Annotated in this window: 27 protein-coding genes; 24 read left to right on the forward strand and 3 right to left on the reverse strand. The window is 39.5% G+C overall.

Going from position 1 to position 26,602, the window contains the following annotated elements:
* Positions 1-274: 274 nt before the first annotated feature.
* Genes DW000_RS07065 through DW000_RS07090 form a run of 6 tightly spaced genes read left to right on the forward strand, consistent with a single transcriptional unit; the run spans position 275 to position 8,486 of the window.
* Positions 275-1,225 (forward strand): aspartate carbamoyltransferase catalytic subunit, encoded by a 951-nt coding sequence (locus DW000_RS07065; protein ID WP_004695535.1) that lies wholly within the window; start codon positions 275-277, stop codon positions 1,223-1,225.
* The gene (locus DW000_RS07070; protein ID WP_004695537.1) at positions 1,209-2,495 is read left to right on the forward strand and encodes a dihydroorotase; all 1,287 of its coding nucleotides are present in this window, start codon (positions 1,209-1,211) and stop codon (positions 2,493-2,495) included. Before DW000_RS07065 ends, DW000_RS07070 begins: the two co-directional genes overlap by 17 nt.
* On the forward strand, positions 2,495-3,562 hold the full coding sequence (gene carA / locus DW000_RS07075) for a glutamine-hydrolyzing carbamoyl-phosphate synthase small subunit (protein ID WP_120055751.1): 1,068 nt from the start codon (positions 2,495-2,497) through the stop codon (positions 3,560-3,562). Before DW000_RS07070 ends, carA begins: the two co-directional genes overlap by 1 nt.
* Before the next feature lies 1 nt (position 3,563).
* On the forward strand, positions 3,564-6,764 hold the full coding sequence (gene carB / locus DW000_RS07080) for a carbamoyl-phosphate synthase large subunit (protein ID WP_120055753.1): 3,201 nt from the start codon (positions 3,564-3,566) through the stop codon (positions 6,762-6,764).
* Between the two features lie 4 nt (positions 6,765-6,768).
* Complete coding sequence (locus DW000_RS07085; protein WP_008715751.1) at positions 6,769-7,536, forward strand: dihydroorotate dehydrogenase electron transfer subunit; 768 nt, start codon at positions 6,769-6,771, stop codon at positions 7,534-7,536.
* Entirely contained in the window at positions 7,536-8,486 is a 951-nt protein-coding gene (locus DW000_RS07090; RefSeq protein WP_008715749.1) for a dihydroorotate dehydrogenase, read from the forward strand. The genes DW000_RS07085 and DW000_RS07090 overlap by 1 nt, the downstream gene beginning before the upstream one ends.
* A gap of 188 nt (positions 8,487-8,674) precedes the next feature.
* Here DW000_RS07090 and DW000_RS07095 read toward each other — a convergent pair whose 3' ends face one another.
* A complete protein-coding gene (locus DW000_RS07095; RefSeq protein ID WP_004695545.1) occupies positions 8,675-9,565 on the reverse strand; it encodes a LysR family transcriptional regulator in 891 nt (296 codons plus the stop codon).
* Between the two features lie 195 nt (positions 9,566-9,760).
* Here DW000_RS07095 and DW000_RS07100 point away from each other — a divergent pair, with 195 nt between their 5' ends.
* Positions 9,761-9,946 (forward strand): hypothetical protein, encoded by a 186-nt coding sequence (locus DW000_RS07100; RefSeq protein WP_004695548.1) that lies wholly within the window; start codon positions 9,761-9,763, stop codon positions 9,944-9,946.
* A gap of 23 nt (positions 9,947-9,969) precedes the next feature.
* On the opposite strand, the gene DW000_RS07105 is transcribed toward DW000_RS07100, so the two are convergent.
* Positions 9,970-10,623 (reverse strand): YigZ family protein, encoded by a 654-nt coding sequence (locus DW000_RS07105; RefSeq protein ID WP_120055755.1) that lies wholly within the window; start codon positions 10,621-10,623, stop codon positions 9,970-9,972.
* A gap of 411 nt (positions 10,624-11,034) precedes the next feature.
* Between DW000_RS07105 and DW000_RS07110 the strand changes: the two genes are divergently transcribed.
* Together DW000_RS07110 and DW000_RS07115 are read left to right on the forward strand one after the other, a co-directional pair.
* Entirely contained in the window at positions 11,035-13,209 is a 2,175-nt protein-coding gene (locus DW000_RS07110) for a heavy metal translocating P-type ATPase (protein ID WP_120055757.1), read from the forward strand.
* Positions 13,210-13,416: 207 nt separating this feature from the next.
* Positions 13,417-13,944, forward strand: coding sequence for an ECF transporter S component (locus DW000_RS07115; RefSeq protein ID WP_008603416.1), 528 nt, complete (start codon positions 13,417-13,419; stop codon positions 13,942-13,944).
* Between the two features lie 188 nt (positions 13,945-14,132).
* Here the strand turns inward: DW000_RS07115 and DW000_RS07120 are convergent, their stop codons facing one another.
* Positions 14,133-15,458, reverse strand: a complete 1,326-nt coding sequence (locus DW000_RS07120) for an FAD-containing oxidoreductase (protein WP_060919895.1) — start codon at positions 15,456-15,458, stop codon at positions 14,133-14,135.
* A gap of 327 nt (positions 15,459-15,785) precedes the next feature.
* Here DW000_RS07120 and ylxM point away from each other — a divergent pair, with 327 nt between their 5' ends.
* From ylxM to DW000_RS07195, 15 genes are all read left to right on the forward strand, one after another.
* Positions 15,786-16,121, forward strand: coding sequence for a YlxM family DNA-binding protein (ylxM, locus tag DW000_RS07125; protein ID WP_004695559.1), 336 nt, complete (start codon positions 15,786-15,788; stop codon positions 16,119-16,121).
* Positions 16,111-17,463 (forward strand): signal recognition particle protein, encoded by a 1,353-nt coding sequence (gene ffh / locus DW000_RS07130; protein WP_024060991.1) that lies wholly within the window; start codon positions 16,111-16,113, stop codon positions 17,461-17,463. The genes ylxM and ffh overlap by 11 nt, the downstream gene beginning before the upstream one ends.
* Before the next feature lie 60 nt (positions 17,464-17,523).
* Positions 17,524-17,787: a 30S ribosomal protein S16 gene (gene rpsP / locus DW000_RS07135; RefSeq protein ID WP_120055759.1), complete on the forward strand. Its 264-nt coding sequence runs from the start codon at positions 17,524-17,526 to the stop codon at positions 17,785-17,787.
* Positions 17,788-17,808: 21 nt separating this feature from the next.
* The gene (locus DW000_RS07140) at positions 17,809-18,036 is read left to right on the forward strand and encodes a KH domain-containing protein (RefSeq protein WP_004695567.1); all 228 of its coding nucleotides are present in this window, start codon (positions 17,809-17,811) and stop codon (positions 18,034-18,036) included.
* 14 nt (positions 18,037-18,050) lie between these two features.
* Complete coding sequence (locus DW000_RS07145; protein ID WP_004695569.1) at positions 18,051-18,458, forward strand: YlqD family protein; 408 nt, start codon at positions 18,051-18,053, stop codon at positions 18,456-18,458.
* The gene (rimM, locus tag DW000_RS07150; RefSeq protein ID WP_105087063.1) at positions 18,458-18,955 is read left to right on the forward strand and encodes a ribosome maturation factor RimM; all 498 of its coding nucleotides are present in this window, start codon (positions 18,458-18,460) and stop codon (positions 18,953-18,955) included. The genes DW000_RS07145 and rimM overlap by 1 nt, the downstream gene beginning before the upstream one ends.
* A 120-nt stretch (positions 18,956-19,075) precedes the next feature.
* Positions 19,076-19,891, forward strand: coding sequence for a tRNA (guanosine(37)-N1)-methyltransferase TrmD (trmD, locus tag DW000_RS07155; protein WP_119563306.1), 816 nt, complete (start codon positions 19,076-19,078; stop codon positions 19,889-19,891).
* Positions 19,888-20,934, forward strand: a complete 1,047-nt coding sequence (locus tag DW000_RS07160; protein ID WP_119563305.1) for a DUF4178 domain-containing protein — start codon at positions 19,888-19,890, stop codon at positions 20,932-20,934. Before trmD ends, DW000_RS07160 begins: the two co-directional genes overlap by 4 nt.
* A gap of 44 nt (positions 20,935-20,978) precedes the next feature.
* Positions 20,979-21,551: a hypothetical protein gene (locus DW000_RS07165; RefSeq protein ID WP_119563304.1), complete on the forward strand. Its 573-nt coding sequence runs from the start codon at positions 20,979-20,981 to the stop codon at positions 21,549-21,551.
* A 14-nt stretch (positions 21,552-21,565) separates the two neighbouring features.
* Entirely contained in the window at positions 21,566-22,873 is a 1,308-nt protein-coding gene (locus DW000_RS07170) for a glutathionylspermidine synthase family protein (protein ID WP_119563303.1), read from the forward strand.
* A 102-nt stretch (positions 22,874-22,975) separates the two neighbouring features.
* A complete protein-coding gene (locus DW000_RS07175) occupies positions 22,976-24,040 on the forward strand; it encodes a hypothetical protein (RefSeq protein WP_119563302.1) in 1,065 nt (354 codons plus the stop codon).
* Positions 24,041-24,056: 16 nt separating this feature from the next.
* Complete coding sequence (locus DW000_RS07180; RefSeq protein ID WP_021147921.1) at positions 24,057-24,488, forward strand: DUF350 domain-containing protein; 432 nt, start codon at positions 24,057-24,059, stop codon at positions 24,486-24,488.
* An 11-nt stretch (positions 24,489-24,499) separates the two neighbouring features.
* Positions 24,500-25,060 carry a hypothetical protein gene (locus DW000_RS07185; RefSeq protein WP_008603403.1) on the forward strand — a complete coding sequence of 187 codons (561 nt, stop codon included), beginning with the start codon at positions 24,500-24,502 and terminating at the stop codon, positions 25,058-25,060.
* 58 nt (positions 25,061-25,118) lie between these two features.
* Positions 25,119-25,691, forward strand: coding sequence for an RNA methyltransferase (locus DW000_RS07190; RefSeq protein ID WP_004698468.1), 573 nt, complete (start codon positions 25,119-25,121; stop codon positions 25,689-25,691).
* A 9-nt stretch (positions 25,692-25,700) separates the two neighbouring features.
* Complete coding sequence (locus tag DW000_RS07195) at positions 25,701-26,438, forward strand: YebC/PmpR family DNA-binding transcriptional regulator (RefSeq protein WP_004695585.1); 738 nt, start codon at positions 25,701-25,703, stop codon at positions 26,436-26,438.
* Positions 26,439-26,602 lie beyond the last annotated feature (164 nt).

Here is a 26,602-nt window from a genome sequence, read left to right on the forward strand (position 1 = left end):
GAGGATAAGCAATTTTATATGCTTGTCCTCTTTTTAAAATCCATATGAATTTTGTGTTTTACATTGACTTTCAAAGGTGGATTCAGTACAATAAATAAAGAAAATGCATATATGGTACGAGAGACCATTGCATAATACAATACCTTTTAATTTAGTCCAGAGAGGCTGAGAAAGGAATATAGTTGAAGTGCCCATAGGGGCTTCTTTGTGCAAACTATTTGACCTTTTGCCCTGGGCAAAAGGTCTTTTTTGTTACGTGAGTTAGGAGGAAATCATGGGACAAGTTAGCCTAAAAGGCAAAGATTTATTGGGTTTGCAAAATGTGTCACCTGAAGAAATCAAATTGATTTTAGATGTGGCAAAGAAAATGAAGAAGATTGTTCTTTCTGATGACAAGAAGGTTCCACTTTTAAAGGGGAAATCCATTATTAACCTTTTTATGGAGCCAAGTACTCGTACCCGTAGTTCCTTTGAGTTAGCCGGCAAATACTTAGGGGCTGACGTGATCAATCTTTCTCCTAGTGGATCTTCCATGGGTAAAGGTGAAAGCTTCCGCGATACATTGTTAACTATGTCCTACATGGGCACAGATGCTATCGTAATGCGACACAGCGCAGAAGGTGCACCTTTATATGCTACGAAAGCCGTAGATCCTATTATCATTAACGCAGGCGATGGCGCTCATGAGCATCCAACACAAGCATTACTAGATATGTATTCTATCTTAGAGAAAAAGAAATCTATTGAAGGCCTAAAGGTGGTTATCCTTGGGGATATAATGCATAGTCGCGTAGCACGCTCCAACATTTATGGCCTTACAAAAATGGGGGCTGATGTACATCTAGCTGGTCCTCGTACAATGGTATATCCAGAATTTGAAAAATTAGGTGTTACCGTACACCATGATATTCGTGAAGCAGTGGCTGATGCAGATGTAGTTAACGTACTTCGCATTCAATTAGAACGCATTCATTCTGCATTGTATCCTACAAATAGAGAATATGCTCGTATCTTTGGTATTAACAATGATGTATTAAAATTAGCTAAAGATGATGTAATGGTAATGCATCCAGGTCCTATGAACCGCGGCCTTGAAATTGCACCAGATGTAGCATATTCTGATCAATCCGTAATTCAAGAACAGGTACGTAATGGCGTAGCTGTACGTATGGCTGTATTGTACTTAACTATTATCGGAGGTGACGGTAGTGAGCTTGCTTATTAAAAATGGTACGGTAGTTAATCCGGCAAAAAAACAAAACGAAGTAGCAGATGTTCTCGTAAAAGATGGTAAAATTGCAGCCATCGGTCAAAACTTGAGTGCTGAAGGTGCTGAAGTTTATGATGCAACAGGGCTTATCGTAGCACCTGGCCTTATCGATATTCACACACATTTGCGTGAACCAGGCCAAGAAGCTAAAGAAGATTTCCACTCTGGTACACAAGCGGCTGCTGCAGGTGGTTTCACACGTGTTGTCACTATGGCTAATACTAACCCAGTTGTAGATAATGCTGCACTTGTAAGAGGTTTACAAAAACAGGCTGAACTCACTGGCGTTGTGAAAGTAGAATTTATTGGTGCTGTATCCAAAGGTCTTGAAGGTAAGGAACTTGCTGAAATGGGCGATATGGCAGAAGCTGGTGTAGTCGCTTTCTCCGATGATGGTCACTATGTAGAAAATGCTGCATTTATGCGTCGTGCCTTAGAATACTCCTCCATGTTTAATAAGATGGTTATCGACCATGCAGAAGATATTACATTGACTAAAAATGGCCATATGCATGAAGGTATCGTTTCTTATGAATTAGGTGTTATTGGTCGTCCTGCAGTAGCTGAAGATTTGGCTGTTGCTCGTGATATCTTGTTATCTGAAATGACAGGTGGTCATATCCATATCGCCCACGTAAGTAGTAAAAATACTGTAGATATGGTGCGCCGTGCGAAGGCTAAAGGCCTTAATGTAACATGTGAAGTTACAAGCCAACATTTATCTTTCACAGATGAATACCTACGCGAATATAACCCAGCATTCAAAATGGCTCCTCCAATTCGCTCTGAAGATCATCGCCAAGCATTATTAGAAGGCTTGAAAGATGGTACAATCGATGCGATTATTACAGACCATGCACCACATGCATATGAAGAAAAAGACCATGAATTCTGCTGTGCACCAAATGGTTTCAGTGGCCTCGAAACATCTTTGGCGGCGGTTATTACCAATGCATATGGTCCTGATAAACTAAGCATCGATCAAGTTGTGTACTATATGAGTACTCGACCAGCTGAGTTGATGCACCTTGATGCAGGTGTTCTTGAAGTTGGCAAGCCAGCAGATATTACCGTATTCTCCACGACTGAAGAATGGACAGTAGATCGAAATAAATTCTATACAAAAGGTAAAGTTAGCCCATTTGATGGTATGACTGTTACAGGTAAAGCTAAACTTACAGTAGTTGATGGCAAAATTGTTATGAAGGAGGGCGTAGTCTTATAATGAAAGGCAAGTTAGTTCTTGAAGATGGTTCCGTGTTTGAAGGTTCCTTATTAGGTGGCGCCCCAACGGTAGGTGAAGTTGTATTTAACACAGGTATGACCGGGTATCAAGAAATCTTGACTGACCCATCCTATGCGGATCAAATTATTACATTAACCTATCCTTTAATTGGTAATTATGGTACTTTAAATTCTATCACTCAAGGTCCTAAGCCATATTGTAAAGGTTTTATTGTAGGTGAACTATGTGACTTTCCATCTAACTGGCAAAATGAGGGGTTATTTAGTGAGTATCTTCGTTTGCACGGCATCCCTTGCCTTTATGATGTAGATACACGTGCGATTACACGTGTTCTTCGTAACCATGGTGTAATGAAGGGCGTACTCGTATGCTCTGATTACCCTATGGAGGATATTCAAAAATTGTTTAAACAAGACTTGCCAACAGATCAAGTTATGCGTGTAACTACAAAATGGCAAGGTATGCGTGGCGATAAAAATGCTGAATTCCACGTAGCGGTAATGGATTATGGTGTAAAGGAAAATATCCTTCGCTCTCTAGAAGCTGCAGGCTGTCGTCTTACTGTATTTCCTGCAGATGCTAAGGCTGAAGATGTGTTGGCAGCAAATCCAGATGGTATTTTTTTATCTAATGGCCCTGGAGACCCTCAAGATCTTGGCTATGCAGTAGAAGAAGTAAAGAAAATGTTTGGTAAGAAACCAATCTTTGGCATCTGTATGGGGCATCAAGTATTGGCACAAGCTTATGGTGGTACCACATTCAAATTGAAATTTGGTCACCGTGGTTCTAACCATCCTGTACAAGATTTACGTACTGGTCGGGTATATATTACATCTCAAAACCATGGTTATGCGGTAGATGATACTTCTTTGCCAGATTTCGTAGAAATTACACATCGTAGTGTAAATGATGGTACCGTAGAAGGTATGCGTCATAAAGAATTGCCAATCTTCTCCGTACAATACCATCCAGAAGCATCCCCAGGACCTACTGATAACCTATATTTATTTGACGAATTTGAAGACTTAATGAGAAAGGGAAAATAATATGACCTCAGAAGCAAAAAAAGTACTTGTAATTGGTTCTGGTCCAATTATTATCGGTCAAGCTGCAGAGTTTGATTATGCTGGTACACAAGCATGCCGTTCCCTTCGAGAAGAGGGTTATAAAGTAGTATTGGTTAACTCCAACCCTGCTACTATTATGACTGATACAGATATTGCAGACCGCGTATATGTAGAACCGATTAGTCTTGAATTCGTAACAGAAGTTATAAAAAAAGAACGCCCTTGGGGCTTGTTGGCTACATTAGGTGGTCAAGTAGGTCTTAATATGGCGGTACAATTGTCTGAAGCTGGCGTATTAGAAGAATATGGTGTAAAACTTCTTGGTACAACTCTTGAAGCCATTAAACAAGCGGAAGACCGTGAGCTTTTCAAAGAAGCGATGAAGGAAATCAACCAACCGGTTCCTGAATCCGATATCTTTAACGATCTTGAAGAAGCAGTAGCCTTTGCTAATCGTATTGGGTATCCTATTATCATCCGTCCTGCATACACATTAGGCGGTACTGGTGGAGGTATTGCCCATAATGAAGATGAAATGTATGAAATCACACGTCGTGGTTTGAAACTTTCACCAATTCACCAAATTCTAGCAGAACGTTCCGTTGCAGGCTGGAAAGAGATTGAATACGAAGTAATGCGCGATAGTGCAGATAACTGCATCATCGTATGTAATATGGAAAATATTGACCCTGTTGGTGTGCATACTGGGGATTCTATCGTTGTGGCACCAAGCCAAACCTTGAACGATATTCAATACCAAATGCTGCGTACCGCATCTGTAGAGATTATCCGTTATTTAAAAATCGAAGGCGGTTGTAACGTACAATACGCTTTGAATCCAAATAGCAACGAATATATTGTTATCGAAGTAAACCCTCGCGTATCTCGTTCCTCTGCATTGGCATCTAAAGCAACTGGGTACCCAATTGCGAAGGTAGCAGCAAAAATTGCAGTAGGCATGACATTGGATCAAATTACAAATGCTGTAACCGGTGAAACTAAAGCATGCTTTGAGCCGACTCTTGACTATGTAGTAACTAAGTTCCCACGCTGGCCTTTTGAAAAATTCAACTTGGCAGATCGTACCTTGGGCACACAAATGAAAGCCACTGGCGAAGTTATGGCTATTGACCGTTCTTTGGAAGGCTCCTTACTTAAAGCAATTCGTTCCTTGGAAATTGGTTTAGACCATATTGAGCTTAAGAAAATCGCTCATGAGTCTATGGAACAATTGATCGAACGTTTACATTTAGTAGATGATGAACGTATCTATGTTGTAGCAGAAGCACTTCGCAAGGGAATCAGTGTAGAAAAAATCCACTATATTACAAAAATTGATACATTCTTTATTGAAAAAATCAAAAACATTGTTACTGTGGAAAAAGCATTGGCTGAGCAAGGTTTAACAGAGGATGTATTGCGCAAAGCAAAACGTTATTCCTTCACTGATTCTGTTATCGCTCGTTATGCTAATACAACTGTAGAAGATGTTCGTGCAAAACGTAAAGAATGGAATATTCTTCCAACATATAAATACGTAGATACATGTGCGGCTGAATTTGAATCTAAAACACCGTACTATTACAGTGCTTATGCACAAGAAGACGAAGTTAAACCACTAGGCGAAAAATCCGTAGTGGTACTTGGTTCTGGCCCGATTCGTATTGGTCAAGGCGTAGAGTTCGATTACTGCTCCGTACATTCCTCATGGGCCCTTCGTAAAGCGGGTTATCAATCTATTATGATTAATAACAACCCAGAAACAGTGTCTACTGACTTTGATATTTCTGACTCTTTATACTTTGAGCCATTGACTGTGGACGATGTAATGGAAATTATCAATAAAGAACAGCCAGCTGGCGTCATTGCTCAATTTGGTGGTCAAACGGCTATCAATTTGGCAGGCCCATTGGCAGAACGTGGCGTCAAAATCCTCGGTACATCCGTAGATAGCATCGATATGGCGGAAGACCGTGAACGCTTTGATGAATTGTTGGCGAAGCTTGGTATCCCTCGCCCAGTAGGTGCTTTGGTAACCTCTGATGAAGAAGCACAAGAAGCAGCTAAAAAGTTGAAATACCCGTTAATCGTTCGCCCTTCTTATGTATTGGGCGGTCGTGCGATGGAAATCGTATACAACGATAAAGAGCTTGATGTATACATGAAGGAAGCCGTAGTAGCATCTAAGGAGCATCCTGTTCTTATCGACCGTTACATGGTTGGTATGGAGGTAGAGGTTGACGCTATTTCTGACGGTACCGATGTATGTATCCCTGGTATTATGGAACAAATCGAACGCGCCGGTGTTCACTCTGGTGACTCCATGGCTGTTTATCCAGCTCAACATTTGAGCCAAGAATTGATTGATCAAATCGTTGATTATACACGTCGTATTGCAGTAGGCCTTAATGTTAAAGGTGTACTTAATATTCAATATATCGTGGCTGATGGTGAACTTAACGTTATCGAAGTTAACCCTCGTTCTAGCCGTACTGTACCATTCATTTCTAAGGTTACAGGTATCAATATGGTAGAATGTGCAACACGCATTGCCCTTGGTGAAAGCTTAAAAGACTTAAGCTTACCACTTGGTCTTGTACCTAATAAACCATATGTAGCTGTAAAAGCACCTGTATTCTCCTTCTCTAAAATGGGCCTTGTAGAAATCGCTCTTGGACCTGAAATGAAGTCTACTGGTGAGGTTATGGGGATTGGTCGCACATATTCTGAAGCTTTATTCAAAGCTATCAATGGTGCCAACATGCGTATCCCAGAGGATGGTACAATCCTTATGACTGTTGCAGACCGCGATAAAGAGGAAGCTAGTCAATTAGCAAAAGGCTTTATTGATTTGGGTTATCACATTGAAGCAACTGGTGGTACTGGTAAATACTTCAAGGAACATGGCGTTGACTGCAAGGTAGTTAACAAAATCTCTGAAGGCGATGATAACTGTGCTGACCACATTCGTCAAGACAAAGTCGATCTTGTACTTAATACATTGACTGCAGGTAAACGACCTGAACGCGAAGGCTTCCAATTGCGTCGTCTTGCTGTAGAAATGGGTACACCATGCTTAACAAGTCTCGATACAGCACGGGAAGTATTGCGTGTTGTGGCGAATCGTAAAGATGATGCGAACTACACTGTAGAAGCATTACAAGATTTTGAATTGGAGTAAAATCATGAGTGGCTATGTAGAACAGGGCGAAGTCGTTCGCAATGAGCAAATAGGCTCTGATGTGTGGATTATGGATGTTCACGCACCAAAACAAGCAGCAGAAGCAAAGGTAGGACAGTTTTGTAATGTTCGCGTAGCGGATTCTACGGCACCATTGTTGCGCCGCCCTATTAGCTATGCTGGATTTGATGCCCGAAAGGGTACGATTACCCTTTTGTATCGCGTCGTAGGCAAGGGGACTGAAATTATGACACGTCTCGTGCCTGGTGATACATTAGATTGTTTAGGTCCTTTGGGCGAACCGTTTGTAACATCTAATAATATGCTTCTCGTTGGCGGTGGCGTTGGTATTGCACCGATGCTATGTATCGCATCCCATTTGCAAAAAGATGAAGAAGCACAAGTTATTCTTGGTTTTAGAAATGAAAGCGAAACCTTCTGGGCTGATTTATTTAAAGATACGCCTGTTCAAGTCCACATCACTACTGATGATGGTAGCGTAGGTACAAAAGGCTTCCCTACAGCAATCATGCCTGACCTAATTAATGCTAATTCGTTTACCTCTGTTATGACTTGTGGTCCTATGCCTATGATGAAAGGCGTAGCACAAGTGGCTAAAGAACTCAATGTGCCATGCCAAGTATCTTTAGAAGAGCGCATGGGATGTGGTACGGGCGGTTGCTTAGGTTGCGCTTGTGATGGTGCCGGTGGCAAACGTTATAAAGTTTGTAAAGATGGTCCTGTATTCCCAGCTGAGGAGGTGTTCTTTTAATGCGTGAACGCGATTTAAATAACACCGTTACGCCTAATCCAAAGCTCGCCATCGATTACTGCGGGATTAAGATGAAAAATCCTATTATCGCTGCATCTGGTACCTTTGGTAATGGCCCTGAGTATGCTGGTTATTTAGACCTTAGTAATGAAGTAGGTGCTATTTCTGTAAAAGGATTAACACCTAAAGGTCGTCATGGCAATCCTGGTACTCGCATTGCAGAAACACCATCTGGCGTATTGAACTGTATTGGCCTTGAAAATCCTGGGGCTGAACATTTTGTTAAAGAAATTCTGCCGGATATTAAGAAATATGATGTACCTTTATTAGCCAATATGTCTGCGGGCACAATTGATGAGTTTACTTGGATGGCAGAGACGTTATCTGTAGATGGTATTGCAGGATTAGAAGTAAACGTATCTTGCCCAAATGTAGAATGTGAAGGCATGGCCTTTGGTGTAGATCCAAAGGTCGTTGAATCAGTAACTAAAGCGGTTCGTAAGGTAACGGATAAACCTGTTATCGTTAAGCTTTCACCAAATGTAACAGACATTGTAGAAATCGCAAAAGCCGTTGAAGCAGGCGGTGGCAATGGGGTAAGTCTAATTAATACCTTGTTGGGCATGGCTATAGATATTCACCGTCGTAAGCCTGTATTGGGTAATACTTACGGTGGATTATCAGGCCCAGCCGTAAAGCCTGTGGCTCTTCGCATGGTTCATCAAGTTTATAAAGGGGTAACTATTCCTATTATTGGTCTTGGTGGTATCATGACTGGCACAGATGCTATCGAATTTATGATGGCAGGGGCGCAAGCCGTTCAAGTTGGTACAGCTACGATGGTAGATCCAACAGCAATTTCACGTATTACCCGTGAAATGAGCGAATATGTAGAACAATATAATCTTAACAGCATCACTGATATTGTAGGTGCTGTTCATCAAGCTTAATAAAATCATATCTACGGTGAACTTAAGCAACCATAAGCATTGCCGTAATGTAAGATCTGATACAAAAAGACCTAGTACAAATTGTACTAGGTCTTTTCTTATGTATTGTATTGGCATCTATAATCAAATAGGTACCAATCATATGAGCTGTTAATGTCATAGTATGGTAATAGTATGTACAAATATGATTATACATAGGCTTTGTAAAAGTCAATAAATTGCTGTGCTACTGGGGAAAGTGCATGGCCTTTAAGTGTGATAAAAGCTTTTTTGAAATCCCCCGAGAATTCTGGCAATTTGATGCGGGCCATTTTGCGATGATTAATGAGTTCCTTAGCGTCCATTGGGACTAAAGAAACTGTACGACCAGAAGAGGCCCACTCAATAGCTGAGCTTTTTGTTGTAGTTATAGCTACCGCATTAAGTTGCTCCATATCTGTTAAGCTAGATTGCATAATCATTCGAACAGAGCCACCAGAAAGGGATAGAGGACATTTTTTTATGTCTTCCCACGTGATGGTATCATGCTCACGATCTGTCCAGAATACATCACGACGGAAAATAGCGTATAAATGCTCTTCTTGGGTAAGCAGGATATCGAATTTATCGATATCTACCATTTGAATATTGGCGATACCTAATTCGGCGCTACCGTTGATGAGTTGGGTCACTACATTTGTCATAAGTCCTTCATAAATTTCAAAATGGACAGATGGATATTTCATGGAAAAAGCTGGTAAATATTGCTGTACGATTGGCGTTGAACGAGATGCAGACGTCGCAATACGTAAAGTACCTTCAATGCGTGAATTCAATTGTTGTACAGCATTATATGTAGATTCTTCAATAGAGCAGAGTTGTTGTGCTTTTTCGTAGAAGATTTTACCAGCATCTGTTAATTGCAAGTTTGATCCTCGTTGGCCGCGTTTAATGTTGATTAATTGAGCCCCAAATTCAGCCTCTAAATATTTCAACTGCTTACTTAACGCTGGTTGTGTAATATGAAGAATCTCTGCGGCCTGTGTCATATTGCCCGTTTGAACAAGGGTAATAAAATTGTGGTAGTAAGATGTATCCATAGAATCTCCCTATTATACACATAATATGATAAATAAAAATTATAACGAACTAAGTAACGGTCATTTCACATTTAATAAAATGCTATATATACTAAATTCAACAAAGTAATAGAAAGTAAATTGAGTTTTAAAATATCTTTCTATACTTATCACAAATTTTGATATACAACAAGAGTTAAGAAAGTAGGTACTACTATGGGCGTGGTAAAAAGAACCTTAGGTCAAGCAATTCGTAATTGGGAAGCACGTAGATTAATGACGGCTCGTAATAAAATTAGCCGGAAAAAACAATTAGAACGAGTATGGCCTTATCCTATGACTAAGGAAAAACGTCGTGAACTCGGTCAAGGCATAGCCGGTTTAGTTAATAACGGCAATTAAAAGTTTGGAATCTACTAACTAGATTAGTTATCTAGTGGTAGTACCACCTCAATAGAATCTAATACAGTACAAGTAGCAGCTCCATGACTTATGTCTTGGAGCGCTTTTTGTATGCGCTCTACATCAGTAGGTGGTATTAGAATTGTAATGTCTACATATTCACCAAAGCTTGCTTCATAATGTAAATTTTCGTCCTGTAAATATCTTTCTACTGCTCCATACAGCGAATAGTCAATCTTTGCTTGTACTCGGGTTCGTGTTGTATGTAGTTCTTTAGGGGCAAGACGTAAGGTTTCCGCAACAGAGTGTGAATAGGCCCGAATCAAGCCACCAGCGCCCAATTTAATACCTCCAAAATAACGCGTTACGACGACGGCTACATTGGTAATGCCAGTCTTTTTGAGTACTTCTAGCATTGGTTTACCTGCTGTACCTGATGGTTCTCCATTATCGGAAGATCGTTGTTGTTCTTGCTGTGGGCCTAATGCATAGGCTGTACAGTTATGGCGCGCATCCCAGAATTCTTTATTGATGCGGCTTATAAAGGTTTGGGCTTCCTCTTTAGTCTTGCAAGGATATACAGTTGTTATAAACCGTGATTTTTCAACAACATATTCATGGCGAAATTCTTTTGCTAGAGAAATAAATTCCACCGTAGGGCTTATTGATTCAGACATATATTCACCTCCTTTGGAATCAAAGTTTATGTTTATTCATCATCACTTTATTATAATCTATTTATGAAGGCTATGTATAGGTAAAAGAGGTTAATTCCCTTGTAAAAATGAAATAACCCTCTATATTTGGTAGGATATTGACGTAATGAGAATTTATGTTATTATTAAATATAGATATATGAGTAGTTACTCATGAAATATGTTCAATATTGAAGTTTTAGAGTATATTAAATATTCTTAGTGAACCTGTTTATGGCTATTTTATTTACAATAAGGTATATATCATTTTTATAGACCGATGTTTAGACGTATATTTAAGTATATAGATACAAAATATAGTACGGATTTGTAATAATATAGTAAGTTGTAAGATAAGATATATGTATCTACAGAGTAGAAAGGCCTGTGAATATGAGCGTAAAAAAACAAGAATTTGATATTACAGGTATGCACTGTGCAGCCTGTGTAAAACGTGTTGAAAATGTTGTTTCTAAACTTGATGGCGTAGAATCTGTTAAGGTTAACCTCTTAACTCGAAAGGGGAGCGTTGAATATAAAGACGGGGCTGCTGTAGATTCACAACAGATAATTGATGCCATTACGAATATCGGCTTTGGTGCTGCAGAAGCAGACGAAACAAAGCAAGAAATAGAAAAGGTTAACTTAAAACCTCATATTATACGACTTATTATTGCTGCTTGTATGGCGGTACCGATGATGATTAATATGACCTTACATCGATTTGGTATTCAGGCATTGCCTGTATGGGTAGAGTTTGTTCTTGCTACTATTGCTCAGTTTGGTCCTGGTCTCATGTTCTATAAGAGCGCCTGGAGTGCAGTGAAAAATGGGGCGCTTACGATGGATGTACTCGTAGTAATGGGCACGACGGTAGCTTATCTATTCAGTATCTATAACTGGCAATTTCACCCTGAATTAGGCCCTCATGGAATATATTTTGAAACCTCTGCGTGGCTCATTACCTTTATCCTTCTTGGTAAACTCTTAGAAGAGATTGCAAAAGGCCGTACCTCCGAAGCACTTCAAAAATTGATTGCCTTACAACCTGCAACGGCTCATGTGTTGCGTGATGGAGAATTTATTGATATCCCTACATCTAAGGTGGTAGCCGGTGATATTTTACAAGTTCGTGCAGGTGAAAAGATCCCCGTTGATGGCACGATTACTGAGGGATATTCCACAGTAGATGAGGCTATGCTGACCGGTGAAAGCTTACCGGTAGAAAAACAAGTTGGTTCTGAAGTTATTGGTGCTACTATAAACCTAAGTGGTGCTTTTACCATGGAAGCCAAGCGTATCGGTTCCGATACGATGTTGTCTCAAATTATCAAGGTTGTAGAAGAGGCACAAACCTCCAAGGCTAGTATTCAACGTATTGCAGATATCGTGGCTCAATATTTTGTACCGACCGTTATTGGCCTTGCTGTTTTGACAGGTCTTGTGTGGTACTTCATTATGGGAGATTCTATTAACGTTGCTCTCATTAATGCAACAGCGGTACTGGTTATCGCATGTCCTTGTGCGCTTGGCCTTGCTACACCAACATCTATCATGGTTGGGTCTGGCCTTGGTGCGGAACACGGTGTGCTCATCAAGAGTGCAGAATATCTTGAAAAAGCGGGTAAACTCGATGCCATTGTTATGGATAAAACCGGTACCCTTACACAGGGTGTATTGGATGTGACGGCTTTCAAAAATTATAATGGTGATGAAAGTACTAATATGTCTATTATGATGGCTCTTGAAAGTGGTACATCTCATCCGATTGCAAAGGCCATGGTTTACTATGGTGAAGATCATGGCTATAAAGGTAAAGCTGTTGAACTTGAAAGTTTTGCTGATGTACCAGGTAAAGGGTTACAAGGTGCATACCAAGGCGTATCCGTACAACTTGGGCACAGTCGTTGGATGAATGAACTAGGTTATGATTTAACAGCGGTTCAAGAAGATATTTTACAATTTGAAGAACAAGGTGCTTCCGTATCTGTTCTAGCTGTAGATGGCGTTGTTAGTGCTTTGTGGGCTGTAGAAGACGAATTACGTCCAGAAACTATTGAGGTTGTAAAAGAGTTACATGCTCAAGGTATTGATGTATGGATGCTTACAGGTGATAATCGTCGAACTGCTCAATATATTGCTAAGCAAGCAGGTATTACTCATGTTATAGCTGAAGTATTGCCTCAAGACAAGGCTAGTAAGGTAAAAGAATTACAAGATAAAGGTCTTGTAGTGGGGATGGTTGGTGACGGTATCAATGATGCTCCTGCTCTCGTTACGGCAGATATTGGTTTTGCTATTGGCAGTGGTACAGATATTGCGGTAGAAGCAGCCGACATCGTCCTTGTACGAAATGATTTACATACCTTGGTACAAGCAGTACGACTCAGCCGTAAGACAATGACCAATATTAAACAAAACCTATTTTGGGCATTGATCTTTAACTGTATTGGCATTCCTTTGGCCGCTATTGGTGCGTTAAATCCTATGATTGCTGGTACAGCGATGGCATTTAGCTCTGTTACAGTTGTAAGTAATTCACTTCGTTTGAAACGAGCTAAAATTTAAGATTATACATATAATTGAATACTATAAAGCACCTATACAGAGGTATAGGTGCTTTATTATATCTACAGACATATAGTTAAGTATATATTTATATCTTATATTGAGACGTGAAATGAATATTTAATTCCTACGATAATGGTGTTTTTAGACGGCTTATGATTTGTTATACTGAATATAGTAATTGATTTAAAAGAGAGGTTCATGATTATGAAATTAAGTACTCGAGACATTGTCTATATTGGTTTTATTGCCGCGTTATGTGCAGTGGCTACTACAATTCGCATTGAAATACCAGGTGGCGCTATGGTTCATTTAGGATCGGCTGCACTCTTTACAACATCTATACTTTTTGGTGGATTATATGGAGGCTTGGGTGCGGCAATTGGATCTGCACTATTTGATCTCTTTGGTGGTCATACACAGTACATCGTATTCTCTTTCTTTATTAAAGGAATTGCAGGACTTATCGTAGGTGGTATGACTGCAGGCTATTTGCCACCCTCTATTACAAAACCAACTGCATCCTTTGGTCGTATTTTAGTAGCCCTTATTATTGGTGCTGTTTGGACCGCTTTTGGCTACTTCCTTGCGTGGTGGTTCGTTCTTGAAAGTGCGGTCGTGGCGGCTAGTAAAATTCAATACTCTTTGATTACAAGTGCCGCAGGAATTGTGGTTGCTATTGTATTAACCCCTAAATTACAAACGATAGTGCGCAGATTGTTTACTAAAAATTAATTGCTACAATGTCTTAGCATGTTTTAGTTAGGCACTGCTAAAAAAGCTATAATAATCTGATACATTGATAAATAAACTATCATATCGATAAATACAAAAGCCTTTAGTTGCTAAATTAGTTTAGCGTCTAAAGGCTTTTTGGTTAGGTTATTATTTTATAATTAGTGATTGTATTAGCTATTAAATTATTAGAAATTACAAAGGTCGTTTAAGTTTTCTGCCATTGTAGGGTGTGTGAAGATTTGATTTTTGAAATATGTATATGGAATGTTATTATCCATAGCCATTTTAATTAAGTTAATCAATTCTTCTGCGCCTTGGGAATAGAGTGTAGCGCCCAGGATTAAGTCGTTATCCGCATCCACAACAATTTTAAAGGCGCCTTTTAAATAGTCGTTTACATGTGCTCTAGGCATGGTAGCTACGAGCATTTCTTTCGTTTTAACCGTATATCCTTGGTTGATTGCATCTTCTTCTGTAAGACCTACACGAGAAAGTGGAGGTGTTAAGAAGGTAGTATAAGGAATATTTTTACGATCTTTTAAGGTATACTGGCTGTTACCAGTAAGTGCGCCAAATACGATACGGAAGTCATCAAGAGATATATATGTGAATTGAGGACCACCGTTTACATCACCGACTGCGTATACACCAGGGACGGAGCTTTCACAAGTATCATTAACTACAATAGCACCGCGTTCGTTAGTAGCGATGTCCGTATGTTCTAAACCAATATTAGCCGTATTGGCTTTGCGACCTGTAGCGTATAGAACAGCATCAAAAGTGTAGTTTTGATTATTAGCGGTGATAACTGGTTTGTCTCCATCATTGGATACAGATTCTAATGTTACATTATTAAGAATGGTAATGCCTTGTTCAGTTAAGTACTCGTTAGCTAGTTCTTGAACGATAGGTTCTTCGCGTTTTAAGATGCTAGATTCGATGTTGAATACAGTTACCTTAGCACCAAGTTTTGCATATAGGCTGGCAAATTCAAGACCGATAGGACCAGCGCCGATAACACCTAATGTACTAGGTTGAGTAGGTAATTGTTGAATTTCTGTACTATTATAGAAACCTATAGCCGTATCAATGCCAGAAATATTAGGTTTAATCGCTACAGCACCAGTGTTTATAACGATAGTGTCAGCAGATAATATAATCTTATCCTCGCCAGCGGTAACGGCGATTTCTTTATTGCTAATAAATGCACCATGCCCAGTATAGACATCGACATGTTCATTTGTATCTAACATACCGAAGTTTTTATTGCGTAAGCGAGATGTAACAACTTCACGTTGGTTTAATACTTGATCGTATGATAAGCCTTTTGATGCGGCAATGATCATCGTCTTAGTAGGGATACATGCGATATTAATACATGTACCACCGTACATTAGTGGATTTTCTTCAATCATGGCTACGGATTTGCCCATAGAGCCAAATTTTGCGGCTAATGTTTTACCAGCCTTGCCGAAACCTAAGACGATAATGTCATATTGTTTGGTATTCATATAATACCTCCTGTTTTTTTATATTGAAAATATTAGATATTGATATTATAGCATATTATTATAGATATAAAAGTAGAAATTAGAAATTAGAAATTAGAAATAATTATCATTGATTATGAATTAAATTTGTCTAGAATGATTATGTTAAGGTAGTTAATTAGTTTATGGTTTTTGGTTCATTTAAGGGGATGAGATAGCTTGTATAACTGTGATTTATATGTATTATAGCAATAAATTAAGTGTGTTAAGTATTTCTACTTGACACATTTCTTTATGTACGGTAGTATATGTAAAGTAATATGACTTGACAGTGATGGAGGTGGCGAAATGGAAGAACGAGTACTCATCAGTTTGCTCTTAGATTTCTATGGGCCATTGTTGACGGACAAGCAACGCATGTCCTTACAACTTCACCACGAAGATGATATGTCCCTTGGCGAGATTGCTGAGGAATTAGGCGTATCACGACAGGCTGTACACGATAACTTACAGCGTGCTCGACACATTTTAAATGATTACGAATCTAAATTGCACTTGGTGGCACAATATGAACAACGGGAAGGCTTGCTTTCACAGTTGAAAGCAACATTGCCTAAAGAGGTGTTAGCCGAAACCAAGGTGCAACAAGTATTGGCGCAAATGGAGGGATATTATGGCATTTGATAGCTTGTCAGAAAAACTGCAAGAAGCCTTTCAATCCTTAAAAGGGAAGGGCAAAATTACAGAAGATGATGTCAATCTTGCGTTGCGTCAGGTACGTACAGCTTTATTAGAAGCGGACGTTAACTTTATGGTAGCAAAGGACTTTGTTAAGTCCATTAAGGAAAAGGCCCTTGGTGAAGAGGTGTTCGGGTCCTTGAATCCAGCCCAAACGGTTATTAAAATCGTAAATGATGAGTTAACGGCTCTCTTGGGTGGTACGCAAAGTCGTATCATGATTTCTAGCAAGCCACCAACAATTATTATGCTCGTTGGTTTACAAGGCGCTGGTAAGACTACAACAGCTGGTAAACTAGCTGTATACCTACGTAAACAAGGTAAACGTCCGATGCTTGTCGCTGCCGACGTATATCGTCCAGCTGCGATTACTCAGTTGCAAGTTGTAGGTAAGCAAATTGATATTCCTGTATTTGCCGATGAAACACCTGGTGCGAATCCAGTAGATATTGCGCGTCGTGCCGTAGAGCAAAGCACGCATATGTTGAAAGATGTTGTTATCATTGATACAGCAGGTCGTTTGGCAATTGATGAAGTTCTTATGGATGAGTTGTCAAACATCAAAGCTGCTGTTCGACCTCATGAAATTCTGCTCGTTGTAGATTCCATGATCGGTCAAGATGCAGTAACAACAGCTCAAACCTTTAATGAAAAACTAGGTGTTGATGGTGTTATCCTTACTAAACTCGATGGTGATGCGCGCGGTGGTGCCGCATTATCTATCAAAGCTGTAACAGGCTTGCCAATCAAGTTCACTGGTGTGAGCGAAAAAATGGATGGTTTTGATGTATTCTATCCAGACCGCATGGCTTCTCGTATTCTCGATTTGGGCGACTTTAAAACATTGATTGAAAATGTACAAGGCGCCATTGATGAAGAAGAAGCTCGTGAAATGGCAAAGAAAATGGCGAAAAACAATTTCACCTTGGATGACTTCTTAAAACAGATGAACCAGGTGCGAAAGTTAGGGCCATTACAAAATATTATTGGAATGTTGCCAGGCATGGGACAAATTAAGGATCAATTAAAGGACCTTGATTTGAATAGTAAAGAGGTGCGTCGTATTGAGGCTATCATTACATCCATGACGGCGGCAGAGCGAGAAAATCCAAGTATTCTTAACGGTTCTCGCCGCAAGCGTATTGCATTAGGTTCTGGTACACAGGTCCAAGATGTAAATCGCTTGTTGAAACAATTTGAAGAAGCGCGGAAGATGATGAAGCGCATGCAAGGTTTACGTGGCGGTAAGGGCGGCTTCCCTGGAATGCCTAAATTACCGTTTATGTAATACATGGGCAGGGGCGCTGAACTTGTCCATCCACATCAGTATAAGGAGGTGAATTTCACAATGTTAAAAATTCGTTTGACTCGTTTAGGTGCTAAAAAAGCTCCTTTCTACCGTATCGTAGTTGCTGACGCACGTGCTCCACGTGAAGGTCGTCCTGTTGACACAATTGGTAAATATGATGCTACTAAACAACCAGCTATCGTTAATGTAGACGAAGAAAAAGCTTTGGCTTGGTTAGCTAAAGGTGCTCAGCCTACTGACACTGTTCGCTCCTTGTTCAAAAAACAAGGCGTTATGCAAAAATTTGCAGACGCTAAAAAGTAATTAATAGAGAGGCATACTGTGATGATAGAATTAATTTCATTAATTGCGAAATCATTAGTGAAGCAGCCTGATGCCGTTTCTGTTACCATGGTCCAAAAGGGGAATGTGGAAGTTTATGAACTTCATGTAGCCCCAGAGGATATGGGTAAAGTCATCGGAAAGCAAGGTAGAATTGCTAAAGCGATTCGCTCTGTGGTGAAAGCGGCGGCTATTAAAGAGAACAAAAAGATATCTGTTGATATTGTTTAAAAGGGAGTATTCCAATGGAAGAAATGACATTACGTGTCCCTGTAGCAGTAAAAGCAAAAGTAACAGATGACTTGAAAGCGAAAATTGTTTCCGATCTTGAAACTCGTCTTGATATGGTGAATAAAGATTTGGAAGCAATTGAGTTCCAAGCTCAACGTATTTTGGCTGATGCAGCTAAAGTTGATGCTACAAGTCTCACTGCTATTCGTCAACAAATCGACGAAGAAAAAAATAAACGCTTGGCTTTCAAAGAAGAAGTAACAGCTAAATTGAAGGATGCTAAGGAGTTGTCTTTAGGAACTGAAATTCCTCAAGGTACATTAGAGCAAACAGTTACCGTTAAAATCGGGGATAATTTGGATGCCTTGATGGGCGCTGAAATCCTATTAGAAGACGGTAAGATCGTTGCGTTTCGTCAATAATGAAACATAACGATTTCATCACAATAGGTGTTATCATTGCCCCGCACGGCGTGCGGGGTGATCTTCGTATTATGCCTCAAACCGATTTTCCAGAACGGTTTATGCATATGGATGCCTGTTACATCGATGGTAAAGAATACCACGTTGCATCCGCACGATTTCACAAACAATTTGTATTAGCATCCTTTAAGGAAATTCCTGATCGTAATACGGCTGAATTATTGAGTAAGAAAGAAATTCAAGTGCGCCGTGAAGATTTAGTGGAATTGCCAGAAGGTCGCTATTATATCTTTGATATCATTGGCCTTGAGGTACAAGATACTATGGGTAATGTGCTTGGCACAGTTACTGATGTATTACAACCAGGTGCTAATGATGTATATGTGGTCTCCAAAGATGGGGAACCAGATCAATTATTTGCAGCCATTGAAGAGGTCGTTAAAGACATCGATGTGGAAAATAAATTGATGATCGTAGATCCGCCTGAATGGATATAATCCTTTGGGCGGTTTTGTTTTATCTACATATAGGTATATTATCGTAAAAGGTATATAATATAGCTATATATAGATAATACTAATGAGTTAATGTGAGTTAATAAGTACAGGGGACGGTTTATGCGTATTGATATTGTATCTTTATTTCCAGAGTTTTTTGATGCGTTTTTTAATCATTCCATCATAAAACGAGCTATCGAGGCAAAACGTCTATCTGTAGGTGTAACGAATCCTCGAGATTTTAGCCATAATAAGCATGGTCAAGTAGACGACACACCATATGGTGGCGGGGCTGGTATGCTCATGATGGCACCTCCTATTTTTGAAGCCGTAGAATCCGTTATTGCTCAATATGATAGTGATATTAATGATACTTATACCACAGATGAAATGTGTGATGAAATGAGTCTTATTGGTAATCCTAATGAAAGTATACGACGTCGTATTATCTTTATGGGACCTACAGGACAGCCTTTTACACAGGAGAAGGCTCGTGAATTGGCTAGCTATGATCAAGTGGTCCTTATTTGTGGTCACTATGAAGGTGTAGATTATCGCGTAGAGAAACATCTTGTAGATGAAACGATTTCCATTGGTGATTATGTATTGACCGGTGGTGAGTTGCCAGCCATGGTAGTTACTGATGCAGTAGCTCGCATGATACCTGGTGTATTAGGTGCGGCCAGTGGGGCACAAGAGGACTCTTTTTATGAGTCTCTTTTGGAGTGCCCGCAATATACAAAGCCTCCAGAATTTAGAGGCTGGGCTGTTCCAGATGTTTTGCGCAGTGGTCATCATAAAAATATTGCAACCTGGCGTCAAAAAGAAGCACTTAAAAGAACACGATTATTACGGCCTGATTTATTGGAACGACCATTAGCAAACGAAGAAGTTAAGCTTTTAAAAGAAATTATTGCAGAAGAGTCTGAGACATGAATTTTAAGTGTTATGATGTTGTAGAGATTCAGGGAAAACGATACGTAGTCGGGGAGGTCATTTCTTATCAAGAGTTTATTGTTAATAGTACAATACGTTATGCTCTTAATGATGAAAATTATAAGAAAGAACTAGGTGTTTCTACAGGGGCTCAGTCTTGGACTGAATATGGTCTTATGCCCGTTAATGAGACGGATAAAAAATGGCTCACCATTGTAAATGGGGAAAAAGAATATTGTACTTTTTCTGAACCTATTTTACGCTCCACACCGCCTAGAGGATTTAGACTTCATGATAAAGGCATAGAACGCGTTACATCTGTGGAGGGGCAATCTAAGGCTAGAACAGGTGACGAAGCAGATTATAAAGAATATAGAGCGGTTCAAAAGGATAAGACCTTTGTATTTTTTATAGAGAACTGGCGTGGTGGTTTAACAGATCAGGCTCAAGGCGAACGGATTCGTTTGTCTGATATACATCGACGGAGAGATCAGGCTGCACAAGCGGCGAGTAAAAAAGTGCGAAATGCAGCGCGCAGAAAAGAATGGACTCGATTGGGTCTAAGTTGGGGAATTATTTTACTCTTTTTGGGGTATTTGTTTATAGGAGATTTGTCTTGGCACGAGCTTCGTGATGAAGTGGGTTTCCCCTATACTATGGAGGAGCGCATTAAGGATTCCTATTATTATGAATCACAAGGTACAAAAGACGGTTTAAAGGTGTATACGTCAAAACAAGATCCTAATGCAACGGCTATCGATCTTATCGATGCCGTGTATGGCAAGGTTTATACCATTAAGCAAGACACAAAGTCTCCTGAGAAGTGGATTGTTATTTATACAACGAATGAGGTATCCGTTATTAGTACGGTTAATGATACTACTTATGTTGAGGTCGGATTGCTTAAAAATTTGCCTGATTCAGAGGATACACGATTGGCGAATATTAGAAACGACAGTGACATATTGTTGCGGTATGCGTATATGGTGGAATTAAAGAATAAGCAGGGACGTCAGACTTTATTAAAAGAAATAAAAGATTGAAATAGTATTGATTCCAGTCACGAAATCAAACGAAGGAATATTTTATGTATGAACCAAGTAAGAATACTGTTTACATAGCCATAGCCTTTACATCTATAGCAGCTCTAGTAGGCGCTTATTCGTATTGGGATGATGTTAGCTATGCCCTATGTGATGTGGTTAAACCAGAATTAAATAATGGTGAAGTACGGCTCGTTGATGATGAAGGTAAAAGCTATACCTTGATTAATCATGGTGATGGAAAAGAAACGGCACTATATGATGATGCTGAGAAGTCTGTTACCTTTCATCGCGATGAGAAAGGCAATATTATATGGGATGCAGGCTTAGCCAGCTTGATTCCGACTCTGGCTGTAGGGTACTATGCGTTTCATGGATTTTCAGCCCCAATGGCATATATGGATGCACCAAGTATGACTTATCGCGTTACGTCGCCTCTTACACCTTTTGATGCAAATACAGGCGCTAGTAAATCTAATAGTGCAAGAGTGGCTAGAACTATTAATGAAATGACTAGAAATCGTTACAATACTAAAACGAGTAATCGAGCACATAGAATTGGTGAAAAATATGGCTTTGGTAGTGTAGGCGCCCGAACTTCAAGCGGGACCTCCTGATGAAAGGATAAACAATGAAATCCTATATTGATGAGCTGGATAGAAATATATTTAATTTTGTGGAATATGAAGGATATGATGATCGGTATCCTTCATTGTCTATGCAGGCCTTTTCATCCGACTTTTACGATGAAATTCGTCATGCTTCACGTAGATTATTTCAAATATTTTGTAAAGCAGCAAAAGTATTTCAAATGGCACCAGATGACTTTGCTCGAAATATGGATATGCCAGACAATTTAATTCCTTACTTACATAAGTCTAATGCCTTAGGTTTACCGACGTGGTTATCTCGTTTTGATTTTGTTCTCGATATAAATGGCAATTTGCGCATGGTAGAACTTAATGCGGATACGCCATGTTTTCTCATTGAAAGCTATTATGCCAATGAAATTGCAGCTAATTATGTAGGACGAAAACATCCTAATACAGAATGCCGAAAAGAATTACATACATTTTTAAAGCGCATGTATGATGCTGTTTTATCTGCTAAGTATGGTAGAAATCAATATAAGTCTATAGTGGCAAATAGAGAAAGTCTATATAAGGACCCTTTTGTATTCTCCTGCTTTCATGATTATTTTGAAGATTATGGAACAACACAGTTTCTTATGAATGAGCTAAAAACAGCCTGTCCTGAGGCTGACACGCGCTTTATATCCTTTTATGATATGAAGATTGATGATGAGGGGGTTCCTTTAGCAGATGGTAGTCATGCGACTCTATTGTATCGATTACATCCCATGGAGCTTTTGATTGATGAGCGGACGCCTGATGATGAACCTTTGGGTGAGATGTTCTTAGATCTTTACGAGGATAATACATTTGCTCTTTTTAATCCTCCAGAGTCAATTATTTTACAAAATAAATCCTTTATGTCCTTAGTATATGCATTGTATTTAACAGATCAATTTTTTACGAAACCTGATCGAGATATAATCGAACAGTATTTGGCACCATCCTATTTTGAAAATGACTTTTCCGCTCTTGATGATGGACTTTATATTCAAAAGGAGATTTGGGGCCGTGAAGGAAGGCATGTACAAGTTGTTCAAAAACGTGGTGATACATCTGAGCTTTACATGGAAAAGCTAGTTGATAACTATGATGATATCATTTGTCGCGACAGTAAAAAGGTTATGTATCAAGACTTTATACAGCAGAAACGTTTTACTCATACAGTGGATTGTGGAGTGAAAGATGGATTTTTAACCTTATCCTGTTTTATGCTTGGTGATCAAGCTTCCGCGGTAGGATGCCGTTTTTCTCCGGAAGAGATAGCTGGTACAGAAGCATACTTTGTACCATTATTAATAGAGTAAGCGAAATACTATGAAATTTGTGACCATATAGTATGGGCAAACGAATGATAATAGGTGTATTTAGCAGCAGTCGTGCTTATGTCTACTTTAGCGAGGGTGCGTATGGAGTTTAATTGTTATGATGTCTTAGAGGTTCATGGTAGCCGCTATATAATCACTGAGAAAATTAAATACATAGAGATTATTCCAAAAGCAGATAAGGAACAATCCTATAGGGGCCAGCCGTCTATGACAAAATCACCAGGTGATTATTGGCATGAATATGGACTGGAGGCTGTTGAGGGAATTGATAAGATATGGTTAACCATTGAGTATAATGATAATGAATGGTGTACCGTATCTAGAACATCCTATCATACACGGCCAGGTAAAGGTTTTACATTACATCAAATCGGATTAGAAAAGGTTGTCAACGTTGATGGTGAAAGTGGTGCCTCAATAGGTGATCGCGCTGGATATAGAGAATATCAGCTACCATGTGAGGGTGGTGCTAGTGTATTCTTTGAAGAAGAGTGGTTTGAAGGTGAAAAAATGTTTGCCGAAGGGTCACGAGTGCCCTTAGTGAATATTCGCCTTTGTAATGATGCAGCCGCTCAAGCCATTAAGCAAAAGATGCGTAACAAATTTATGAAAAAGAGGTTTGGATCTATTGCTGTTGGTGTGGGGTATACTGTACTATTTTTACTATTTCTCTTTTGGTCGGACAATGATTTGTCTTGGCATAGTATACGCGCTATGTTTGGAGTGCCTTATACGGCAAAAGAACATATGCATGACACATCTGCATATTATACAAAAACAGATTCGGATAGCGACTATGTATACACGTCTACACTAGATCCTGTTAGTACCGCATTAGACTTGATTGATTCTGTGAATGGTGATATTAAGAATGAGCGGGATAACTTAGAAGAGGGACATGAAGTTATTGTATTTTATTCTGGGGACTTAGTGTATATTATTACCAATACGGATGGACAAACTAAGGTTAAGGTATGTGAACAATCAAAATTGACACAAGAGGATTGGAAAATTATTGATCGTACATTAATCAGCTCTCATATACTCGATAACTATGCGACCATGGTTCGCCTAGGGGATAATGCGGGACGCGAACGATTGTATCCTACTACCAATTCTGGCAATACATCCAATACAAAGTTATAATATTAGGAGGCTCATTATGATTTATATACCAGATGTATTATTGACAATTTTTTATGCTTGCTTTGGCATTATATTGATGTTAACTGCGAATACGGTTATCGATTTCTTCGTGCCTGGAAAATTTAGTGAAGAAATTAAGCGTGGTAACTGTGCTGTGGCGTGGCTTTCAGCGGGATCATTTATCGGTATCGGTGAAATTTTGCGTGCTGTTATTATGTCACCAGCCGTGACTACAGCTGATACTTCCTTGTTACATGGTATCGTAGCCAGTGTTGTATATGCTGTGCTTGGTATTGTATTATTTGTTACTGGCTATATGTTTATAAATATTTGGCATCGTAAATATAAATTATCCGAAGAAATCATGAGAGGTAATACAGCGGCAGGCATTCTTGTGTTTGGCATCTTCGTAGGTCTTGCCCTTGTTATTAGCGGTGCTGTGCACTAAGGGAGTGTTCTATGTATAAGCCAAGTAAGAAAACCATATACCTTACAGGTGCTTTCGCTGCCGTTGCTGGTCTTGTAGGTGTATATTCCTACTGGAATGATATCTCCTATGCTGTGTGCGACAAGGTTTACCCAGAAGCCAATGAAGGAGAGGTTCGATTAAAGGATAATCAAGGAAACCGATATTCTTTATTAAATCATGGTGATGGTAAAGAAACAGCCTTATACGACGATAATCGATCCGTTACCTTTCACCGAGATAATAGTGGCAATTTGGTGTGGGATGCGGGCCTAGCAGGGCTCTTACCAAGTATTGCTGCAGGATATTATATATTTCACGGTTTTAATCCACCTACTGCGCGCATGGATGGACGAACCATGACATATCGCATAGCAGCACCATTACAAACGTATGAGGAACCCTATGTATATACCGCATCAGGATCGAATGTACATAGCGCTATGGGGCGGAGCTTTTATAGAACTTATGAACGCAATAGAAGTAAAAAGGCGTCTTCCATAGGACAGAAGTCTGGATTTGGTAGTGCTGGCGCACGGTCTAGTGCTTCGTAATGGATATGATGGCAATGTATGTTAATGAAGGTTAGTTTAGAATTTAGGAGATATAGTATTGGCTAATTTATATATTGGACTTGTTCATTATCCGATTATGAACAAGCATAAAGAGGTCATTACGACGGCCATTACAAATTATGATATTCATGATATTGCACGAGCATCTATTACTTATGATGTGTCTAAATATTTTGTGATTCACAATATACCTGCGCAGCGTGAGTTGGTGCGTACTATCATGGAACATTGGAAATCTGGATTTGGCTCTACTTACAATCCAGATCGTAAGGATGCTTTTACAGGTGTGGAATTGGTAAACTCAATTGCGGTAGCGGTGCGAACAATTGAAGACATAGAAGGTATAAAACCTATTGTAGCTACAACAGATGCTCGTACTTATGATAATACGATTTCCTATGCACGGATGCGTGAACATCTTGAAAATGAGGGGCGCCCTGTGTTAGTATTATTTGGTACCGGTTATGGTATGACAAAAGAAACGATGGAAAGCTTTGACTATATTTTAGAACCTATATATGGCCATGGTGAATACAATCATTTATCCGTGCGTAGTGCCGTATCAATCATCTTAGATCGGCTGCGGGGCGAAGCATGGTGGAATAAATAGGAGGCGTCTATGTCAGGACATTCTAAATGGGCAAATATTAAACATAAAAAAGGTAAAACCGATGCATTAAAAGCTAAATTGGCTACAAAAATCGGTCGTGAAATTACCGTTGCAGCACGCATGGGTGGTGCAGATCCAACTGGTAATATGCGCTTGAAATTGGCTTTGCAAAAAGCTCGTGAAAATAATATACCTAAGGATAATATTCAACGTGCTATCGACAAAGGCATCGGTGCTACGGACATGAATGCATACGAGGAAATCGTATACGAAGGTTATGGTCCTGCAGGCGTTGCCGTTACCGTTGAGGTGATGACCGACAATCGTAATCGTGCTGCTGCAGACGTGCGCCATGCATTCTCTAAACAAGGTGGTAATCTTGGTGAAAGCGGCTGTGTAGGCTGGATGTTCAAATCTAAAGGCGTATTCGTTATCGATAAAGAGGGTCATGATGAAGACGAAGTAACAATGCTCGCTCTCGAAGCTGGTGCAGAAGACCTTAAGTCTGAAGATGATGTATTTGAAATTTATACAACACCAGAGGATTTTGATGCGGTAGAAGCAGCGCTTGCTGATGCGGGTATCGAAACTGTAGTAGCTAAAATCACGATGATTCCAGATACAACGATTGAGTTGACTGGTGATGATGCTGTGAAAATGCAGAAAATGCTTGACGTATTGGATGATCTTGATGATGTACAAAACGTATATCATAATGGTATTTTGCCGGACGATGAAGAAGAATAATAATAAACGGGGCACTCTATGGGGTGCTCCTTTTCTATTGAAATTAAACTCGGATATTTATTAAAGTTAAGAAAATTAATATGTCTAATATATAATTCATAGGGGAATTCATGAACTTCGATGTGAAATTATGCTATAATAAAATAGATTATGTAATGGAGGTA

It is taken from the genome of Veillonella sp. AF36-20BH (assembly GCF_003602765.1).
In the GTDB taxonomy this organism is placed as follows: domain Bacteria; phylum Bacillota; class Negativicutes; order Veillonellales; family Veillonellaceae; genus Veillonella; species Veillonella hominis.

Coding starts and splice junctions, on each gene's coding strand:
- DW000_RS07065 (WP_004695535.1), top strand. CDS start 275: ATGGGACAAGTTAGCCTAAAAGGCAAAGATTTATTGGGTTTGCAAAAT.
- carA (WP_120055751.1), top strand. CDS start 2,495: ATGAAAGGCAAGTTAGTTCTTGAAGATGGTTCCGTGTTTGAAGGTTCC.
- carB (WP_120055753.1), top strand. CDS start 3,564: ATGACCTCAGAAGCAAAAAAAGTACTTGTAATTGGTTCTGGTCCAATT.
- DW000_RS07085 (WP_008715751.1), top strand. CDS start 6,769: ATGAGTGGCTATGTAGAACAGGGCGAAGTCGTTCGCAATGAGCAAATA.
- DW000_RS07090 (WP_008715749.1), top strand. CDS start 7,536: ATGCGTGAACGCGATTTAAATAACACCGTTACGCCTAATCCAAAGCTC.
- DW000_RS07095 (WP_004695545.1), bottom strand. CDS start 9,565: ATGGATACATCTTACTACCACAATTTTATTACCCTTGTTCAAACGGGC.
- DW000_RS07100 (WP_004695548.1), top strand. CDS start 9,761: ATGGGCGTGGTAAAAAGAACCTTAGGTCAAGCAATTCGTAATTGGGAA.
- DW000_RS07105 (WP_120055755.1), bottom strand. CDS start 10,623: ATGTCTGAATCAATAAGCCCTACGGTGGAATTTATTTCTCTAGCAAAA.
- DW000_RS07110 (WP_120055757.1), top strand. CDS start 11,035: ATGAGCGTAAAAAAACAAGAATTTGATATTACAGGTATGCACTGTGCA.
- DW000_RS07115 (WP_008603416.1), top strand. CDS start 13,417: ATGAAATTAAGTACTCGAGACATTGTCTATATTGGTTTTATTGCCGCG.
- DW000_RS07120 (WP_060919895.1), bottom strand. CDS start 15,458: ATGAATACCAAACAATATGACATTATCGTCTTAGGTTTCGGCAAGGCT.
- ylxM (WP_004695559.1), top strand. CDS start 15,786: ATGGAAGAACGAGTACTCATCAGTTTGCTCTTAGATTTCTATGGGCCA.
- ffh (WP_024060991.1), top strand. CDS start 16,111: ATGGCATTTGATAGCTTGTCAGAAAAACTGCAAGAAGCCTTTCAATCC.
- rpsP (WP_120055759.1), top strand. CDS start 17,524: ATGTTAAAAATTCGTTTGACTCGTTTAGGTGCTAAAAAAGCTCCTTTC.
- DW000_RS07140 (WP_004695567.1), top strand. CDS start 17,809: ATGATAGAATTAATTTCATTAATTGCGAAATCATTAGTGAAGCAGCCT.
- DW000_RS07145 (WP_004695569.1), top strand. CDS start 18,051: ATGGAAGAAATGACATTACGTGTCCCTGTAGCAGTAAAAGCAAAAGTA.
- rimM (WP_105087063.1), top strand. CDS start 18,458: ATGAAACATAACGATTTCATCACAATAGGTGTTATCATTGCCCCGCAC.
- trmD (WP_119563306.1), top strand. CDS start 19,076: ATGCGTATTGATATTGTATCTTTATTTCCAGAGTTTTTTGATGCGTTT.
- DW000_RS07160 (WP_119563305.1), top strand. CDS start 19,888: ATGAATTTTAAGTGTTATGATGTTGTAGAGATTCAGGGAAAACGATAC.
- DW000_RS07165 (WP_119563304.1), top strand. CDS start 20,979: ATGTATGAACCAAGTAAGAATACTGTTTACATAGCCATAGCCTTTACA.
- DW000_RS07170 (WP_119563303.1), top strand. CDS start 21,566: ATGAAATCCTATATTGATGAGCTGGATAGAAATATATTTAATTTTGTG.
- DW000_RS07175 (WP_119563302.1), top strand. CDS start 22,976: ATGGAGTTTAATTGTTATGATGTCTTAGAGGTTCATGGTAGCCGCTAT.
- DW000_RS07180 (WP_021147921.1), top strand. CDS start 24,057: ATGATTTATATACCAGATGTATTATTGACAATTTTTTATGCTTGCTTT.
- DW000_RS07185 (WP_008603403.1), top strand. CDS start 24,500: ATGTATAAGCCAAGTAAGAAAACCATATACCTTACAGGTGCTTTCGCT.
- DW000_RS07195 (WP_004695585.1), top strand. CDS start 25,701: ATGTCAGGACATTCTAAATGGGCAAATATTAAACATAAAAAAGGTAAA.